This window comes from Streptomyces flaveolus, assembly GCF_000716535.1.
GTDB classification, from domain to species: Bacteria; Actinomycetota; Actinomycetes; order Streptomycetales; family Streptomycetaceae; genus Streptomyces; species Streptomyces flaveolus_A.
Genome location: NZ_JNWV01000019.1, coordinates 38151 through 54930 on the forward strand (window position 1 = coordinate 38151; position 16780 = coordinate 54930).

Sequence of the window (16780 nt, forward strand, 5' to 3'; positions counted from 1 at the left end):
CCGGGACAACTGTCCCGTCGGCCGGGACAGCTCTCCCGCCCCTGTCGAGCGGTGGGGCCTCAGCTCAGTCCCGCCGACTTCAGCCACGCCTTCGCGACGTCCAGCGGGTCCTTGTTCTGGGCCTGCACCTGGGTGTCCAGGTCCAGCAGGGCCGCGGTGTCGAGCTTGGCGGAGACGGCGTTGAGCGCGTCGACGCCCTCCTTGGACAGCGCGCCCTTGTAGGTGAGCGGCTGGACGTTCTCGAAGCCGAACAGGTTCTTCGGGTCCTGCAGGACGACGAACTTCTCCTTGGCGATGTTCGGGTCCGTGGTGAAGATGTCCCCGGCCTGCACGGCGTCCTTCTTCAGCGCCGCCAGCGTGAGCGGACCGCCCGCGTCCAGCGCCTTGAAGGACTTGAACTCCAGGCCGTAGACGGACTTCAGGCCCACCAGACCCTGCTGCCGGGTCTGGAACTCCGGCGAGGCACCGATGACCAGGTCCTTGGCGATGTCCTTCAGGTCGGCGATGGAGGACTTCTCGGTGAGGTGGTACTTCTTCGCGGTGGCCGCGTTGACCGTGATCGAGTCCTTGTCCTGCGCCGGCGCCGGGTTCAGCAGCGTGAGCTTGGAGTCCAGCTTGGCGTTGATGGCGTCCGTGGTCTCCGCGAGGCTCTTCGGGGCGGCCTTCGGGTCGAGGTAGGCCAGCAGCGCGCCGTTGTACTCGGGCAGGACCGATATGGAACCGTTCTTGATCAGACCGTAGGTGGTCTCGCGGCTGCCGATGTTCGGCTTGTACGTGACCTTGATCCCCTTGGCCTTGAGCGCCTCGCCGTAGATGTCGGCGAGCAGGGTGCTCTCGGGGAAGTTGTTGGATCCGACGACAACGGTGTCGCCGCTGGCCTTGCTGTCGTCCGACAGCGGGTTGTCGGCCTTGCCGTCGTTGGAGGAACAGCCCGCCAGCAGAGCCGTCGCCGCCGCGAGGGCGACCGCCGCCACGCCTCGGTTCCTCCGGATGGACCTGCTGATGTGGGTCTTGTATGTCACGCGCTGATCCAATCCAGCCGGTTCTCGGTCAGTCAAGGGCATCAGATCACCGATTGGCCTCGATCTGCGGTCACTCGTGCACGCAGAGCGGTCTCTTTGTAACGGATTCTTGATGAAAGGTGAGCTGATCCGCACCTCAAGAGGGCTGTAGTCTCACCCGAGTTGGTATCGACCACAGCGGTGCGCGGGGCCCGCTTCGGTGTCGTGACGCAGGCGTTCCGGGGGTGACGCAGCCCCCAGGTCCGGGAGTGACGGCTCCCTTCGGACAAGACACCCATGAAGGAGGCCCGGTGTCCACGAACCAGGTGGACGCGCCCGCCCGGCACGCCCCCACGCGGGGCGGAGCACGGGGTTTCGCCGACCGCTGGCCCTTCCGGCGCAAGCTCAATCTGCTCGTCGGCATCCCCCTCGCGGTCATCGCGGTTCTGCTGGCGTACCTCTTCACCGATCTGGTGCGGCAGTCGTCCAGCGCCGCCTCGGCGGCCCGGCTGGTGCGCGACAGCGCACAGGTGGCGCGGCTGGTGGACCGGGTGGAGGCCGAGCACCAGCAGGCCATCCTGCTCTCGACGCGCTACGAGTCCGGGGACGACAAGCCGTCGACGTCCGCCTACCGCGCGGCGCAGCGCGCGGTCGACTCCCAGGTGGCGAAGGTGCGCGAGGCCTTCGGGGACCGGCTGCCGGAGAGCGAGGCGCAGGCCCTGCGCGGGGTCGAGGGCCTCACCAGCCTGCGCACCTCGGTGGAGCAGTCGTACCTGCCCGCCGACAACATCGACCCGGCCTACGCGGGCGCCGCGCAGAGCCTGATCGACGGCCTCGGCCTCGACCGCGACGCGGACCTCGCCGAGACCTTCACCGGCAGCCTGCTGGACTCCCTGCTGCGCGCGGACGCCGCCCACGGCGCCTTCGAGACCAACGTGTTCGCCGCCACGACGGGCGACACCAACGCCCAGATCGAGTTCACCAGCGCGGTGGGCGCGTACGAGCTGTACACCCACCAGGCTGAACGCTTCGGCCGGTTCGCCACCGAGGCGCAGGCCGAACGGTTCTCCGGCATCGAACACACACAGGCACAGCGCGAGATCGCCGAGGCGTACGCGGAGCTCCAGGTCGGCATCGGCCGGTTGGAGACGAACGACCGGGAGCGGCTGCGGCTGGCGGTGCAGGACGCGCTGACCGACTACCCCGCCTATCCCCAGCAGGCCGCCGCGCGGCTGAAGATCACCACCGCGCTGATCGGCCAGATCGCCGACCGGGCCGACAACGCCGCCGACGGCGCCCGGTGGCGGGCCGGACTGCTGCTGAGCGGCGCCCTGATCGCCTTCGCGCTGTGGATCGCCTTCGCGGTGCTGGTGCGCCGCTCGGTGGTCCGGCCCGTGCAGGCACTCACCGGAGCCGCGCGGGAGGTCGCCGAGGTCGCCGGGCGGGAACTGGCCCGGGTGGCCGACGACGACGCCGAGGACGACGGGCCGCCCCTCCTGCGGGACATGCCGGTCACGGCCCGCGACGAGATCGGCGACCTGGCGGAGGCCTTCAACCGGGTGCAGACCACCGCAGCCGCGCTGCTGGAACGCCAGGTGCTCAGCCGGCGCAACACCGCCGAGATGTTCGGCAACGTGGGCCGCCGCGTCAGCAACCTGACCACCCGGCAACTCGCGCTGATCGACGCGGTCGAGCGGGGGGAGACCGACCCGGCGCTGCTGGAACGGCTCTACTCCATCGACCACATCGCCGTCCGCCTGCGCCGCAACGCCGACAGCCTGATGCTGCTGGCCGGCATCCGCGAGACGGTGCTGGACGCGGGTCCGACGGCGCTGTCCACCGTCGTACGGGCCGCGCTCGGGCAGATCGAGGGCTACCAGCGGGTACGGCTGTACGCCGCGTCGGACGCCCTGGTCGAGCCGGACATCATCGGTGACCTCACGCTGATGGTGGCCGAACTCCTGGAGAACGCGGTGTCGTTCTCACCCGAGGGCAGCCCCGTCGAGGTCACCGTCCGCTCCGGCGCCGAGGGCACGCACGTCGTGATCACCGACCACGGCCTCGGCATGAGCGCCGAGCGGCTCGCCGAGGAGAACGCCCGGCTGATCCGCCGGGAACGGCTGGACCTGGTGCCGACCAAGGTGCTGGGCCTGTTCGTGGTGGGCGCGCTGGCCCGCCGCTGGGAGATCGGGGTCGAGCTGACCCGCACTCCGGGCGGCGGTGTGACGGCCGAGGTGACGCTGCCGGCCTCGCTGCTGCTCGGGCCGGGCGCGGGGGCGGAGGCTCCGGTGACCGCGGAGCCCGCGCCGGCGGCCGGGGTGTCCGGGCCGGTGCCCGCGCGGGGCGCGCTGCCGCAGGACACCGCCCACGAGAAGGCACCGGCCGACGGCGCCTCCCGGGACGAGCCCGCCCGCGCGGAACACGACGGCCCGCTCCCCCGCCGTATCCCCCGCCGCGCACCGCGGAGCACCGACGCGCCGGCTCCTTCCGGGGAACGGACCCCGGGCGACGCCGAACACACCGCGCGCCCGCTGCGCCGCCGGGTGCGCGGGGCCACGCTGCGCACCACCGCAGGCGCCGCGCCGACGGTGCCGAAGACCGTACAAGCGCTGGACGCCGAGGCGGTCCGCAGCGCGCTGGAGGAGTTCGAGGACGCGGTGGAACGCGCCCGACGGGACAGCGACACGGGCAGCTTCGCCCGTCCCGAGAGCACCGGTACGGCCCCTCACGCGAGCGGCACGGCCACGGCAACGCGCCCGGGCGGGACGACGGCGTCGCGCCAGGCCCACCCCGACAGCACCGCCGGAGCAACACGCTCACCCCACCCCGACGACACACCGCCCCACGCCGACGACACCCCGGCCACCGACCCCCCACCGCACCCCACCCGCACGCACCCCACGCCCGCGGCCACCACCCCCACACCCCCGACCACCCCGCCGCACGACCCGAACCACCTTCCGGAAGGAGCCGAGCAGTGAGCACGTCGACAGGTGACAGCCCGACGGGCGGCACCACGCCGACCGACCTGCAGGCAGCCGCGGCCGACTTCACCTGGCTGCTGAACCGCTTCGCGACCGAGACCGCCGGCGTCGTCGACGCCATCGCCGTGTCCTCCGACGGCCTGCTGATCGCGGTGTCACAGTTGCGCGAGCACGCCGACTCCGAGCGGCTCGCGGCGATCGTGTCCGGCATGACCAGCCTGGCCGCGGGCGCCTCCGGCAACTACGGCCTCGGCGGACTGAACAAGGTCATCATCGATCTGGAGGGCGGCCACGTCATCGTCTCCGCGATCGGCAGCGGCGCCGTGCTCGGCGTCGTCACCGACAAGGAGGCGAAGCTCGGCAACATCGCCTACGAGATGACGCTGTTCGCCAACCGCGCCGGTGCCGCGCTTAGCCCGCAGCTCGTGCTGGAGCTGAAGAACAGCGTGGGCGCGGCGGCGGCCCGCTGAGGAGGAGAAGGTTCCCATGGCGGACGGCATCGCGCCCCCGGGCCCGGACCGGGTCGGCCCCGCCCCCGCCGTACGGCCGTACCTGGTCACCGCCGGCCGGGTCGCGGACGCCGCCTCCGGCCGGGCGCTGCCCGTGGAGACCCAGGTGGTGTCCACCGCCGACGGTCTCGACGCGCTCGGCCGGCTCTCCTTCGAGCAGCACGACATCGTTGCCGCATGCCGGCTGCCGCAGTCCCTCGCGGAACTCGCGGCCCGGCTGCGGCTGCATCTCAACGTGGTCCGCGTCCTGGCCGAAGACCTGCGCGAGGCGGGCCAGCTGGCGGTGTACGTGCCGGACGCCGAGGCCACCCACGACGCGTCCGTCCTGCGCAGGGTTATCGATGGCCTGCGGGCCATCCCCGACTCCCGAGGGGTACCGAGTGACACCGACTGAACCGCTCCTGGCCCGGGGCCCGGCCGCGCCCGCGGCGGTGCGGCCGCCGCTGCCGGTGAAGATGGTGATCGCGGGCGGTTTCGGCGTGGGCAAGACCACGGCCGTCGGCGCGATCTCGGAGATCGAGCCGCTGACCACGGAGGCGTCGATCACCGAGGTCGCGGCCGGTGTGGACGACCTGACGCACACCCCGCGCAAGACCACGACGACCGTCGCGATGGACTTCGGCTGCATCACCATCGACCCGACGCTGAAGCTGTACCTGTTCGGCACGCCCGGGCAGGAGCGGTTCGGGTTCATGTGGGACGACATCGTGGAGGGCGCGGTCGGCGGGCTCGTCATCGTCGACACCCGCCGGCTGGACGACTGCTACGCGGCCGTGGACTACTTCGAGCACAAGGGCATCCCGTTCGCCGTCGCGGTGAACGCCTTCGACGGCCGGGTGGAGCACTCGCTGGAGGACGTCCGCTGGGCGCTGGACGTCTCCGACGGCGTGCCGGTCGTGGTGTTCGACGCCCGGGAGCGGGGCTCGGTGCGGGACGCGCTGCTCGTCGTACTCGAACTCGCGCTGGCCCGCACCGAGCAGTGACCGTCAGGCGCTGCGGCGCACCCCCGGCGACACCGTGAGCCGGGACGCCGCCCAGAACACGGCGAGGGTCGCGAGGGCGAGGCCGGCGACGAGGGTGGCGCCCCCGATGACCTTCTCGTAGTTCCTCTGGTAGAGGCCGTCGATGATGTAGCGGCCGAGGCCGCCGAAGCTGACGTAGGCGGCGATGGTGGCGGTGGAGACGATCTGGATGGCCGCGGTGCGCAGGCCGCTGAGGATCAGCGGGAGCGCGACCGGGACCTCGACCTGGAGCAGCACGCGCGCCTCGGACATCCCCATGCCCCGGGCCGCGTCGACCGGGGAGGGGTCGACGGAGCGGATCGCCTCGTAGGTGGTGACCAGGATCGGCGGTACGGCGAGCACGACGAGCGGGATCATCACCGGCAGCATGCCGAGGCCGAGCCAGATGAACATCAGCACCAGCAGGCCGAAGCTGGGCAGCGCCCGGCCGGCGGTGGCGACGAGCGCGAGGGCGTTGCCGCCACGGCCGGTGTGGCCGGTGAGCAGGCCGATGGGCAGCCCGATCGCGGCGGCGAACAACAGGGCTTCCAGCGAGTACTGGATGTGCTCGACGAACCGGCTGGGGATGCCGTCGTAGCCGTGCCAGTGGGCGCTGTCGCTGAAGAAGGTCTGCGCGAAGTTCAGGACGTTCACCTGGTGGCCCCCTTCCGCGGCATCCAGGGGGTGAGCAGGAGGCGTACGACGACCAGAGCGGCGTCGACGAGGATGCCCAGCACTCCGATGGTCAGCACCGAGTTCACGGCCAGGGCGGGCCGGTGGTAGGTCTGGGCGTTCCACAGCATGTTGCCGAGGGCGCCCTGGTTGCCGATGAGCATGCCGACGCTGACCAGGGAGATGCTGGAAACGGCGGCCACCCTGAGGCCGGCGATGATGGCGGGCACGGCGATGGGCAACTGGACCTGGAAGTACCGGCGTACGGCCCCGAGGCCCATGGCCTGGGCGGCGGCCAGGGTCTCCGGCGGCACCGAACGGACGCCGTCCACGATCGCGGGGACGAGCACCACCAGGCTGTAGAGCGCGAGCGGGATCATCACCGTCGTCTCGCTCTGCCCGAAGTAGTCGATGAGGACGACGAAGAAGGCGAGCGAGGGGATGGCGTAGAGGACGGTGGTGATCCCGAGGACGGGCGGGTAGATCCAGCGGAAGCGCACGCACAGCTGTGCGATCGGCAGGGAGACGAGCAGTCCGGCGAGCACCGGCAGCAGGGCCTCGCGCAAATGCAGCCCGATGAGGCCGAGGTAGCTGTGCTGGAGGTCGCTCGGGAGGTCGAAGAAGCCGCTCATCGCCCGGCCTTCGCGTCGGCGTGCTCCGCCACCTCGCTGTGGGCGGCGCGGATCGCCTCGCCGATGACCTGCTGGGAGACGACACCGACCGCGCGCCCCTCGCCGTCCACCGCGACGGCCCAGCCGGTCGGCGAGAGCACGGCCCCGTCGAGCGCGGTGCGCAGCGAGTCGGTGCCGGGGACGAACGGCCGGCCGTGGTCGAGGAGGCGGTCCCGGTCGATGGCGCCCGCGGTGAGCCGGTCCGGCTCGCTCCAGCCGAGCGGCCTGCCGTCGAGGTCGGTGACGAGGAGATAGGGGGCCGTGGCCGCCCGGGAGGCGAGCTTGCCGGCGTCGGCGTCGATCGGGACGACCGGCGCGGTCTGCAACTCCAGCCCGGCGGACGGGAAGAAGGAAAGCCGGCGGATGCCGCGGTCGGCGCCGAGGAAGTCCTCCACGAAGGAGTCGGCGGGCGCGCTGAGCAGTTCGGCGGGCGGAGCGAACTGGGCGAGCCGGCCGCCGGTGCGCAGCACGGCGACCTTCGTGCCCAGTTTGATCGCCTCGTCGATGTCGTGCGTGACGAAGACGATGGTCTTGCCCAGCTCGTCCTGGATGCGCAGGAGTTCGTCCTGGAGTCCCTTGCGGACGATGGGGTCGACGGCGGAGAACGGCTCGTCCATCAGCAGCACCGGCGGATCGGCCGCGAGGGCGCGGGCCACGCCGACGCGCTGCTGCTGGCCGCCGGAGAGCTGGTACGGGTACCGCTTGGCCAGCGCGGAGTCGAGGCCCACCCGTTCCATCAGCTCGGCGGCCCGGGCCCGGGCCTTCTGCTTGGTCCAGCCGAGCAGGCGGGGGACGGTGGCGATGTTGTCGAGGATGGTGCGGTGCTGGAAGAGCCCGGCGTTCTGGATGACGTAGCCCATCGAACGGCGCAGGGTGTTGACCGGCTGCTGCCGGATGTCCTGGCCGTCGAGGAGGATGCTGCCCTCGCTGGGCTCCACCATCCGGTTGATCATCCGCAGGGTCGTCGTCTTGCCGCAGCCCGAGGGCCCGACAAGGACGGTGATCGCGCGGTCCGGTATGTCCAACGACAACCGGTCGACCGCGACCGTGCCGTCGGGATACCGCTTCGTGACTGAATCTATCCGTATCAAAACGCCGCGTACCCTTCGGGCGACCGATCCTGGGCTGATGCGGGGAGAGTCTAGACCGCGAGTGTTTCGGCATTTTGGCGGGAGAGCGTTCGCTCCGCGCGGCCGACCGCCGGCGGGAACCGGGGTACCACCAGCACCGGGGCGTCCGACCACCGTGGGTGACGTGCCGTCACTTGATGATCATGACGGGTAACTGGCTCTTCTGCGTGGCCAGTTGCCCCTGCCGCCCGGCCGGGGCGGCAGGGCGGAGGATCGTCGAGCAGGCCGACCGCCGTCGCCGACGACGAGCCGCACACCGTGCCCGGGGCGCACGTCTGCCCGAGCGGGGTCTGCGCCCGGCGTGAACGACGGCCACCGGACCAGGAGTTGCCGGTGTGCGAGGTGTTCGACGTGGCCCTGCGTTTCGACGACGAGAGCTGAGCGGGGCGGCCGGTGCTCACGGGGCTCGTCACGGACGCCGGCCGGAAGCCGGCCGAGCGCTGGGCGGCGGCGCTGGTGCTGCCGGGGGTGGTGTTCACCGCGCTCGCGGCCACCGGTGTCACGCGGCCGGCTGCGGGCCCTGACCGCCGGCGGACCGGGCTCCACCCGGACAGCGGTGCTGCTGCTCGGGGTACTGGTCGCCGACGCGTTGGCGGGGCCGTACGAACGTGTCCTGACCGGCGATTGGCCGCGTCCGCTGCACCCAATGGCCCGCCGCCTGACCGAGCGCCGACAGCGCGCCTGGGACGGCCTGGACGCGGTCTGCGCGGTGGCCCGGGGCACCGACGCGCCGGCCGAGCAGGAGGTCGAGCGCAATGCGTTGGCCCTGTCCGGCCGGAGTGCCCGACCTGGACCGGGGACCTGGCCCCGGTTATGGCTGCTGCTGCCGGACATCACCCGGCAGCGGCTGGACGAGGCGATGCGGCTCGGCGGCCGGGCGGGGCTGTACGTGCTGCTGGGCGTGGTGCGGTGGCCGGCCGCCGTCGCCGGGGCGGGCGCGAGCCCGGTCGCCTGGCGGCGGGGGCAGGAGCGTGCCGAGCGGAGTTGGCGGAGTCCACCGTGGACGTCCACCTGCCGGAACCGTTCGACCGCTTCGACGAACAGACCCACCCGGTCCGCGCGAGCCTCGGCCACACGGTCATCGAACGATTCCGCAAGGGCTCGGGCGCACGCCGCCGGTGACGCGTACCGAACGCGCGGGACACACGGCTCCGACCACCGGGCACGGACCAGTCGACGGACACGGGGCGCGCGGAGCGAGACGCGGGCACAGGTGGACCCCGGCGAGCAGACCGGACGCAGGAAACCCGCCGACGCGCCCCCAGCCGGTGACGCGCACCGAACGCGCGGGACACACGGCTCCGACCACCGGGCACGGACCAGTCGACGGACACGGGGCGCGCGCAGCGGGACGCGGGCACAGGTGGACCCCGGCGAGCAGACCGGACGCAGGAAACCCGCCGACGCGCCCCCAGCCGGTGCCCCGCCTCCCAGTCGGCGATCGGGGTCGCCATCGACCCGCCCATCGAGCCGTGACCCGCTTACCCCCCACCCCGGTCAGCCGACCGTCGCCTCCGCACCCCCGTCCCCACCGCCGCCGAACCCCCCTTGCCTCGTATGCGGGCGGGCCGCCAGGATCGCGACGTCGTCTTCGGCGTGGCGGGCCTCCAGGCGGCTGAGGATCGTGTCCAGGACCGCGTCGAGGGCGTCCCCCGCGGTGAAGCGCAGGGCGGCCAGTCGGGCCAGGGAGCGGTCGATGTCCTCGCCGCGGTGTTCCACGAGCCCGTCGGTGAACGCCACGAGCGTCTGGCCGGGCGCCAGCCGGTGCGTGGCCGACTCGTACCCGCCGAGCCCGGTGCCCAGCGGTGGCCCGACCGGCACGGGCAGCAGGCTGGTCGCGCCGTCCTGGTCGATCAGCGCGGGCGGCAGATGGCCGGCGCTGGCGAGCGTGACCTGGCCCCGGCCGGGGTCGACGCGGGCGAGCAGACAGGTCGCCGGCCTGCGCTCGGCCTCCCCGGAGGCGATGTCGTCCATCTGCCGCAGCACCCGGTGCGGGGGGAGGTCGGCGGAGGCGATGTAGCGCAGGGAGGAACGGTAGGCGCTCATGTCGACGGCGGATTCCAGGCCGTGCCCCATGACGTCGCCGACGACCAGCAGGGTCCGGCCGAAGTGCAGCCGGACGGTCTCGCACCAGTCGCCGCCGACCAGGGTGCTCATGCCCACCGGCAGGTAGCGGATGGCGACGTCCAGGTTGGGGTGCGGCCGGCCGGGCTCGGCCAGCAGGGCACGCTGGAGATCACCGGCGGTTCGGCTGACCTGCTCGTGGACCCGGGCGTGCCGCAGGTGGGAGGCGGCGCGCTCGGCGAGCAGGGCGAGCAGTTCGGCCTCCGCACGCCGCAGCGCTCCTCCGGGCCGCGCCCAGACCAGGACGCCGTACACCTCGTCCCCGCTGGTCAGCGGGGCGCACAGACCGGCACCGCGGGTGGTGCCCGCGTACTCCAGCCAGGGTTCCGGTGGCGCACCGGCGGACGGGACGTGCGCCTCGTGGGCCGCCGCGGCGGCCCACCGGACGTCGGGCAGCAGCTCGGCGTCCCCGGTGATCGCGTCGTACCCGGACACGGTGTCCGGGGTGCGGCACATCACGGCGGCGGCTCCCCCGGCCAGCCGTACGGCGGCGCGGGTCAGCTCGGTGTGGGTGGTGGCCGCGTCGAGGGTCGTGCCGATCCTGGCCAGGGTCTCCCGCAGGTCGGCCAGCCGCGCGCCGGCCCGCACGGGCTGCTCGGCCTCGCCGGGGCCGCCGCCGCCTTGGCGGCGGGCTCGCTCGACGGGCTGGGGCCTGCGACGGGACCGGATCCACCGCGCCACACCCAACACCCTCACAGAATCTCAAACCGGGGCGACCGGGGCACCAGCCCCGGCCGCCCCGGCGATCCGGCGGCGGCCTCAGCCCTCCTGGGGCTCCAGCCGCAGGGAGATGGAGTTGATGCAGTACCGCTGGTCGGTGGGGGTCGGGTACCCCTCGCCCTCGAAGACGTGCCCGAGGTGGGAGCCGCAGCGCGCACACCGCACCTCGGTGCGGACCATGCCGTGGGAGCGGTCCTGGACCAGCTCCACGGCGTCGGTGTCCTTCGGGTCGTAGAAGGACGGCCAGCCGCAGTGCGACTCGAATTTGGTGTCGGAGGTGAACAGCTCGGCGCCGCAGGCCCGACAGGAGTAGACGCCCTTGGTCTTGGTGTCCGTGTACTCACCGGTGAAGGCCGGCTCGGTGGCGGCCTGGCGCAGCACGGCGTACTCGGCGGGGGTCAGCTCCTCGCGCCACTGCTCGTCCGGCTTCTCGACGTCGTACGACATCAGTTCTCAGCCCCTTTACTGCGACAGGCGGTCCAGGATCAGCGGGCCCAGGTCGGTCACGTCGCCCGCGCCCATGGTGAGAACGAGATCACCGGGCTTCGCCATTCCCGCGACCGCGGCGGGGATCTCCGCCTTGTCGGACACGGCGGTGACGTCGGCGCCGGCCGCGCGCGCGGCCTCGATGATCAGCTCGCTGGTGACGCCGGGGATCGGGTCCTCGCGGGCCGGGTAGATGTCGAGGACCAGCGAGGCGTCGGCGAGGGCCAGCGCCTGCCCCATCTCCTTGCCCAGCTCCTGGGTGCGGGAGAAGAGGTGCGGCTGGAAGACGACGAGGATGCGGGCGTCACCGGCGGCGGCGCGCATGGCCTCCAGGTCGGCGGTCATCTCGGTCGGGTGGTGGGCGTAGGAGTCGATCACCTGGACGCCGGCCGCCTCGCCCTTGAGCTGGAGGCGCCGCTTGACGCCGGTGTAGGCGGCGAGCGCGGGCGCCAGCCGGGCGGCCGGGATGCCGAGGGCGGCGCCGGCGGCGAGCGCGGCGACCGCGTTCAGGGCGTAGTGCCGGCCCGGCACGGACACCCCGAAGGTCAGCTCCTGCCCGGCCAGCACCACGGTGACCTGGCTCTTCAGCCCCTGCGGGACGACGGCCAGGACACGGACGTCGGCGTCGGCCGCCTCGCCGTACGTCACGATCCGCACGTCCCGGTCCCGCACCCGCCGGGTCAGCTCGCGGGCGCCCTCGTGGTCGGCGGAGACGACCAGCGTGCCGCCCTCGGTGATCCGGCCCACGAACGTCTCGAAGGACTCGTGGATCTCGTCGATCGAGGCGTAGTTGGCGTGGTGGTCCAGCTCGACGTTGAGGACGATGGCGACCTCGGGCGCGTACTTGTGGAAGCTGCGGTCCGATTCGTCGGCCTCGGCGACGAAGATGTCGCCGTCGCCGTGCAGCGCGTTGGAGCCGGGCGCGTCCAGGTCGCCGCCGATGGCGTACGACGGCTGAAGGCCCAGCTCGGTGAGGGAGACCGCCAGCATGGACGTGGTGGTGGTCTTGCCGTGCGTGCCCGCCACGGCGATCGGCCGCAGCCCCTCCATCAGCGCGGCCAGTGCGTCGGAGCGGTGCACCACCGGGATGCCCAGCTCGGCGGCGCGGGCCAGCTCGGGGTTGTCCTTCCGGATCGCCGAGGACACGACGACGCAGCTGGCATCGTCGGCGAGGTGCTCGGCGGCGTGCCCGATGTGCACGGTCGCGCCCAGCGCGCGCAGCGCCTCGGCGGTCGCCGACTCCTTGGCGTCGCTGCCGGCCACCTCGGCCCCGCGCTGGGCCAGGATCTTGGCGATCCCCGACATCCCGGCGCCGCCGATGCCGATGAAGTGCGGTCGGTCCATGGCGTCAGGAAGGCCGGGTGCCATGCGTTTCTCCCCAGAGACGGTACGGGCTAGAGCAGGCCTAGCCTATGCGCTCGGGCACCGGGCGCCTCGCACGCACCCGCGCCGCGCGAACGCACCGCGACCCGAACGGCGCTCGCCGGCCGGCCCCGCGCAGCGCCTACGCCTTGCTGTGCGAGAACAGCTTCAGCACCGGCACCCCCACCTTGTGCCGGGCCCGGGAGGCCCAGTCCCGGTGGAAGAACTCCTCCACGTAGTGCGGATCCGTCAGGACGATCACCTCGTCGGCGCCCACCTCGGCCACCAGCGACTTCAGCGCGTCCAACGGGTGGTCCTCGACCAGCCGCCCCTCCGCCTGGCTGCCCGCGGAGCGCAGCGCCTGGAGCGACACGTCGAGGGCCTGCCGCCCCATGCTCCGGGCCTCCTGCCCCTCCGGCGTCTCCCTTTCGCGCACCGCCTCGTCGAGTTCGCCGAGCGCGATGTCGTCGATGGCCCGCAGCAGCCGGTCCGCCTGCTCGCCGCGCGGCTGGAGCAGGACGTGGAAGTCGACGGGCTCGTCCCCGTGCAAGGTGGTGACGAACTCCACGTCGGCGGACGTCAGGGCCTTCTCGATCATCAGAACGCTTGTGAACACCAGGCGCCTCTTCTCCTCGGAGGGCCCGGCAGGGCCCGTGCGGAAACCATCCTTCCCCGTGATCGCACGGGTACTGCCGGACCTTGTCTGCCCGCCGGAAGCGGACCGGAACGGTCGATTCCGCCGATGTCAGGACTGACAGTGACGTCAGCACCAACGGTGACGTCAGGACCGACAGTAACGACCGAACAGAAATCCGTCCTCCTCCAGCAGGGACACGAGTTCGAACCGGTGCGGAACGGCCACCGACGGCCCCCCGGCGATCCGCTGCGCGTTCCCCGCCGTGAGCGTCGGCGAGACGGTCAGGCACAGCTCGTCCAGCACCTCCGCGGCGATCAGCTGGCCGAGCAGCCGGGGTCCGCCCTCGGTGAGCAGCCGGGTGTGGCCGAGGCCGGCCAGCGCCTGGACCGCGCGAGCGGGCTCCACGCCCATACCCTCGCCCGCGACCACCACCTGGGCGCCGGCCCGCTCGGCGGCGGCGATCCGGTCGGGGGCCGCGGCCGCGCCGGTGAGGATGAGCGTGGGCACCAGGGGCGAGGTGAACAGCGGCAGCGTGAAGTCCAGCTCCAGGCTCGCGGTGACGATCGCGATCGCCGGGACCGGGGTCTGTCCGGCGGCCTCGCGGGCCCCGGCGAACTCGTCCCGCACGCGGGCGGGCCGGTACCCCTCCTGCCGCACCGTTTCCGCGCCGACCACGACGACGTCCGCGAGCGCCCGCAGCGTGCCGAAGACCCGCATGTCGGTGGCGCTGGAGATGGGCTGCGAGCGGCCCTCGTGCTGGGCGGCGCCGTCGAGCGAGGAGACCATGTTGGCCCGCAGCCACGGCCGCGGGGCGCCCGGCGCGGGCTCCGGGTAGGCGTACGCGGCGGCCAGCTCGGCGAGGCTCCACTCCCGGTCCACGACCGCGGCGGCCCCGACGGGCCCCCCGACGGGCGGGCGGAGCCCGCTGCCCGGGGCGCCGCCCTGGGCACCGACCTCGTCGGCGGCACCGCCCCGACCTGCCGCGCTCACCTCCCCCTCCGGTCCCGGGCCGGCGGTCCGAGCACCCCCCGCGGGGGCCTGGGCTGCTGTTTCTTCGGTCACAGGGAACAGGCGTCGCATGCCGTGCAGTGTGACACGGCGCTTAGCATGGAGAACTGTGTCGTCCTCCACCGCCGCCCCCGGTTCCAGCCCGTTGCCGGAAGCCGGCCCCCTGTCCCTGTGCGCCCGTGAGCCGCACGTGCCCGCGGAGCGGCTGGTAGCCGAGATGGTGCCGCCGCCGCGCTTCGACTCGGTCCGCTTCGCCACGTACCTCCCGGACCCGAACCAGCCCAGCCAGACCGAGGCCGTCCGGGTGCTGGAGGGCTTCGCGGCCGGGCTCGGCGGGGCGCACGCCGCCGGCGCCGGCAAGCGTGGCCTCTTCGGCTTCGGCCGGGCCAAGGCGCCCAAGACCCCGGCCGGCCCGCGCGGGGTGTACCTGGACGGCGGTTACGGCGTCGGCAAGACCCACCTGCTCGCCTCCCTGTGGCACGCCACCCCGGCCGACCCGTCCCGCAAGGCGTTCGGCACCTTCGTGGAGCTGACCAACCTGGTCGGCGCGCTCGGCTTCCAGCAGACGGTCCGGACGCTCTCCGGGCACAGGCTGCTGTGCATCGACGAGTTCGAGCTGGACGACCCCGGCGACACGGTCCTGGTGTCGACGCTGCTCGGCAAGCTGGTCGAGGCGGGCGTGGCACTCGCCGCCACCTCCAACACGCTGCCCGGCAAGCTGGGCGAGGGCCGGTTCGCCGCCGCCGACTTCCTGCGCGAGATCCAGGGCCTGTCGGCCCACTTCCGCACCCTGCGCATCGACGGCGAGGACTACCGTCACCGCGGCCTGCCCGAGGCCCCGGCACCCTTCTCGGACGAGGAGGTCATGAAGACGGCGTTCGCCACCGAGGGCGCCTCGCTGGACGACTTCGCGCATCTGCTGGAGCACCTGGCCAAGGTGCACCCGAGCCGGTACGGCGCGCTGACCGACGGGCTGCGGGCGGTGTGCCTGACCGGTGTGAAGCCGGTGCCCGACCAGTCGACGGCGCTGCGCCTGGTGGTGCTCGCCGACCGGCTCTACGACCGCGAGGTCCCGGTGCTGGCCTCGGGGCTGCCGTTCGACCGGCTGTTCAGCGAGGAGATGCTGAACGGCGGCTACCGCAAGAAGTACTTCCGCGCGATATCCCGGCTCACCGCGCTGGCGCGGGACGCGAAGGGACTGGTCGGCGCCTAGGGCCTGTCTGATAGTCGATCAGACCTGCGGGGTCAAGGGCGGGTTCACGCCACGCCACCCGCACTTTTCACGCTCTCTTGCGCGCTTAACGCGCAGTTAACCCTGCAAAGGACTTTGCAGGGTTAACGTGTTTCTTGACCATCCATTGACCAAGCCTTGGTCTGGACAAGAAACGCGAATGCGGAGGAGGGGGGCTCATGTTCCGAGGTACGAGCGTTCGGACCCTGCTCACCCTCTTCGGCCTGACACTGTTCGCCTTCCAGCTCTTCGCTCCCGCGCAATCCTTCGCACCCGCGCACACGTTCGGTCAGGTGCTGGCCAAGGCCGAGACCGGAACCACCCCCTCCGCACTGCCGGTGCGTGAAGCCGCGGCGGACAAGGTCCGCGCCCCCGGCTGCCCGGGTGACCCCGCGGGCATCCCGCACGTCCGCGACCGGCAGCGCGGCCCGGCCTCCGGCTGCGCACAGGAACGCGCCCTCATATCCGGCCGGACGGCCGAAACGGGTCCGTCGGAGCCCTCCGCCGGACCGCACCACCCCACCCCGAGAGCGTTGAGAGCCCACACCCCGGCAGCGCTCCAGGTCTTCCGCTGCTGAGGGACGGGCAGCTCTCTCTCCCCCCACAACCGTTGTTCAAGTCCGACGCGCCAGGCAGGCGCGCCAGGAGGAGCCCACACATGCAGCCCCTCATCGACAACGCCCGTACCTTCGGACAGCGCCCTGAGGAGTTCGCCAGACTCGCCGAAGGCCAGTCCCCGCAGGTGCTGTTCATCACCTGCTCCGACTCCCGGGTCGTCCCGGCCCTGATCACGGGCGCCCGCCCCGGCGAGCTGTTCGAGCTGCGCACCGCGGGCAACATCGTCCCGCCCTACGCCTCCGAGCACCCCACCAGCGAGGCGGCCACCATCGAGTACGCCGTGGAAGTGCTCGGCGTCCGCGACATCGTGGTCTGCGGCCACTCGCACTGCGGCGCCGTCGGCGCGCTGGTGCGCGGTGACGACCTGACCGCCGTACCGGCCGTGCGCGACTGGCTGGCGTCCGCCACCCCGCGCCCGGCCGGCGCGCCCGAGGACCCGGAGGTCGCCGAGGGCGTGCAGAGCCACGTACTGACCCAACTGCTGCGACTGCGCTCGTACCCCTGCGTCGAGCGCAAGCTGAAGGAGGAGCAACTGGCCCTGCACGCCTGGTACTACGAGGTGCACACCGGCACCGTACGGACGCACCGCCCGCAGACCGACACCTTCGAGGCCCTGTGAGCGCGCC

At 72.6% G+C, this 16780-nt stretch carries 18 protein-coding genes; 9 read left to right on the plus strand and 9 right to left on the minus strand.

All coding sequences use genetic code 11. The annotated features are described in order from the left end of the window. Positions 1-59 precede the first annotated feature (59 nt). Positions 60-1022 (minus strand): ABC transporter substrate-binding protein, encoded by a 963-nt coding sequence (locus OO52_RS20940; protein ID WP_030644992.1) that lies wholly within the window; start codon positions 1020-1022, stop codon positions 60-62. Between the two features lie 290 nt (positions 1023-1312). Here OO52_RS20940 and OO52_RS20945 point away from each other — a divergent pair, with 290 nt between their 5' ends. From OO52_RS20945 to OO52_RS20960, 4 genes are read left to right on the plus strand one after another with little or no spacing between them, the layout of a single operon-like run. Further along, on the plus strand, positions 1313-3982 hold the full coding sequence (locus OO52_RS20945) for a sensor histidine kinase (protein WP_030644994.1): 2670 nt from the start codon (positions 1313-1315) through the stop codon (positions 3980-3982). After that, a complete protein-coding gene (locus OO52_RS20950; protein WP_030644996.1) occupies positions 3979-4455 on the plus strand; it encodes a roadblock/LC7 domain-containing protein in 477 nt (158 codons plus the stop codon). Before OO52_RS20945 ends, OO52_RS20950 begins: the two co-directional genes overlap by 4 nt. A 16-nt stretch (positions 4456-4471) precedes the next feature. Then, entirely contained in the window at positions 4472-4888 is a 417-nt protein-coding gene (locus OO52_RS20955; protein ID WP_030644998.1) for a DUF742 domain-containing protein, read from the plus strand. Beyond that, positions 4875-5477, plus strand: a complete 603-nt coding sequence (locus tag OO52_RS20960; protein ID WP_030645000.1) for a GTP-binding protein — start codon at positions 4875-4877, stop codon at positions 5475-5477. The genes OO52_RS20955 and OO52_RS20960 overlap by 14 nt, the downstream gene beginning before the upstream one ends. Before the next feature lie 3 nt (positions 5478-5480). Here the strand turns inward: OO52_RS20960 and OO52_RS20965 are convergent, their stop codons facing one another. Genes OO52_RS20965 through OO52_RS20975 form a run of 3 tightly spaced genes read right to left on the minus strand, consistent with a single transcriptional unit; the run spans position 5481 to position 7929 of the window. Further along, complete coding sequence (locus OO52_RS20965; protein ID WP_030645002.1) at positions 5481-6149, minus strand: ABC transporter permease; 669 nt, start codon at positions 6147-6149, stop codon at positions 5481-5483. Beyond that, positions 6146-6799 (minus strand): ABC transporter permease, encoded by a 654-nt coding sequence (locus tag OO52_RS20970; RefSeq protein WP_030645004.1) that lies wholly within the window; start codon positions 6797-6799, stop codon positions 6146-6148. The genes OO52_RS20965 and OO52_RS20970 overlap by 4 nt, the downstream gene beginning before the upstream one ends. Further along, on the minus strand, positions 6796-7929 hold the full coding sequence (locus OO52_RS20975; protein WP_030645006.1) for an ABC transporter ATP-binding protein: 1134 nt from the start codon (positions 7927-7929) through the stop codon (positions 6796-6798). Before OO52_RS20975 ends, OO52_RS20970 begins: the two co-directional genes overlap by 4 nt. A 297-nt stretch (positions 7930-8226) precedes the next feature. On the opposite strand from OO52_RS20975, the gene OO52_RS53995 reads away from it, so the two are divergent. Together OO52_RS53995 and OO52_RS50905 are read left to right on the plus strand one after the other, a co-directional pair. Next, a complete protein-coding gene (locus OO52_RS53995) occupies positions 8227-8349 on the plus strand; it encodes a hypothetical protein (RefSeq protein WP_267885016.1) in 123 nt (40 codons plus the stop codon). A gap of 603 nt (positions 8350-8952) precedes the next feature. After that, entirely contained in the window at positions 8953-9090 is a 138-nt protein-coding gene (locus tag OO52_RS50905) for a hypothetical protein (RefSeq protein ID WP_158712534.1), read from the plus strand. A 375-nt stretch (positions 9091-9465) separates the two neighbouring features. On the opposite strand, the gene OO52_RS20980 is transcribed toward OO52_RS50905, so the two are convergent. The 5 genes from OO52_RS20980 to OO52_RS21000 all read right to left on the minus strand — a co-directional run bounded on the left by OO52_RS20980 (position 9466) and on the right by OO52_RS21000 (position 14377). After that, entirely contained in the window at positions 9466-10773 is a 1308-nt protein-coding gene (locus OO52_RS20980) for a PP2C family protein-serine/threonine phosphatase (RefSeq protein WP_234339414.1), read from the minus strand. 78 nt (positions 10774-10851) lie between these two features. Continuing rightward, positions 10852-11259, minus strand: a complete 408-nt coding sequence (gene msrB / locus OO52_RS20985; protein WP_030645011.1) for a peptide-methionine (R)-S-oxide reductase MsrB — start codon at positions 11257-11259, stop codon at positions 10852-10854. A gap of 15 nt (positions 11260-11274) precedes the next feature. Further along, positions 11275-12666 (minus strand): UDP-N-acetylmuramate--L-alanine ligase, encoded by a 1392-nt coding sequence (gene murC, locus OO52_RS20990; protein WP_030645013.1) that lies wholly within the window; start codon positions 12664-12666, stop codon positions 11275-11277. Between the two features lie 136 nt (positions 12667-12802). After that, on the minus strand, positions 12803-13276 hold the full coding sequence (locus OO52_RS20995) for a hypothetical protein (RefSeq protein ID WP_030645015.1): 474 nt from the start codon (positions 13274-13276) through the stop codon (positions 12803-12805). A 165-nt stretch (positions 13277-13441) separates the two neighbouring features. Beyond that, positions 13442-14377: a pyrimidine reductase family protein gene (locus OO52_RS21000; RefSeq protein ID WP_374101800.1), complete on the minus strand. Its 936-nt coding sequence runs from the start codon at positions 14375-14377 to the stop codon at positions 13442-13444. A 37-nt stretch (positions 14378-14414) separates the two neighbouring features. Here OO52_RS21000 and zapE point away from each other — a divergent pair, with 37 nt between their 5' ends. The 3 genes from zapE (at position 14415) to OO52_RS21015 (ending at position 16773) form a co-directional block, all read left to right on the plus strand. Next, positions 14415-15518, plus strand: a complete 1104-nt coding sequence (gene zapE, locus OO52_RS21005; RefSeq protein WP_030645020.1) for a cell division protein ZapE — start codon at positions 14415-14417, stop codon at positions 15516-15518. A gap of 197 nt (positions 15519-15715) precedes the next feature. After that, entirely contained in the window at positions 15716-16114 is a 399-nt protein-coding gene (locus OO52_RS21010; protein WP_030645022.1) for a hypothetical protein, read from the plus strand. Between the two features lie 80 nt (positions 16115-16194). Next, entirely contained in the window at positions 16195-16773 is a 579-nt protein-coding gene (locus OO52_RS21015; RefSeq protein WP_030645024.1) for a carbonic anhydrase, read from the plus strand. Positions 16774-16780: the final 7 nt, after the last annotated feature.

Coding starts and splice junctions, on each gene's coding strand:
- OO52_RS20955 (WP_030644998.1), top strand. CDS start 4,472: ATGGCGGACGGCATCGCGCCCCCGGGCCCGGACCGGGTCGGCCCCGCC.
- OO52_RS20970 (WP_030645004.1), bottom strand. CDS start 6,799: ATGAGCGGCTTCTTCGACCTCCCGAGCGACCTCCAGCACAGCTACCTC.
- msrB (WP_030645011.1), bottom strand. CDS start 11,259: ATGTCGTACGACGTCGAGAAGCCGGACGAGCAGTGGCGCGAGGAGCTG.
- murC (WP_030645013.1), bottom strand. CDS start 12,666: ATGGCACCCGGCCTTCCTGACGCCATGGACCGACCGCACTTCATCGGC.
- OO52_RS21000 (WP_374101800.1), bottom strand. CDS start 14,377: ATGCGACGCCTGTTCCCTGTGACCGAAGAAACAGCAGCCCAGGCCCCC.
- OO52_RS21010 (WP_030645022.1), top strand. CDS start 15,716: ATGTTCCGAGGTACGAGCGTTCGGACCCTGCTCACCCTCTTCGGCCTG.
- OO52_RS21015 (WP_030645024.1), top strand. CDS start 16,195: ATGCAGCCCCTCATCGACAACGCCCGTACCTTCGGACAGCGCCCTGAG.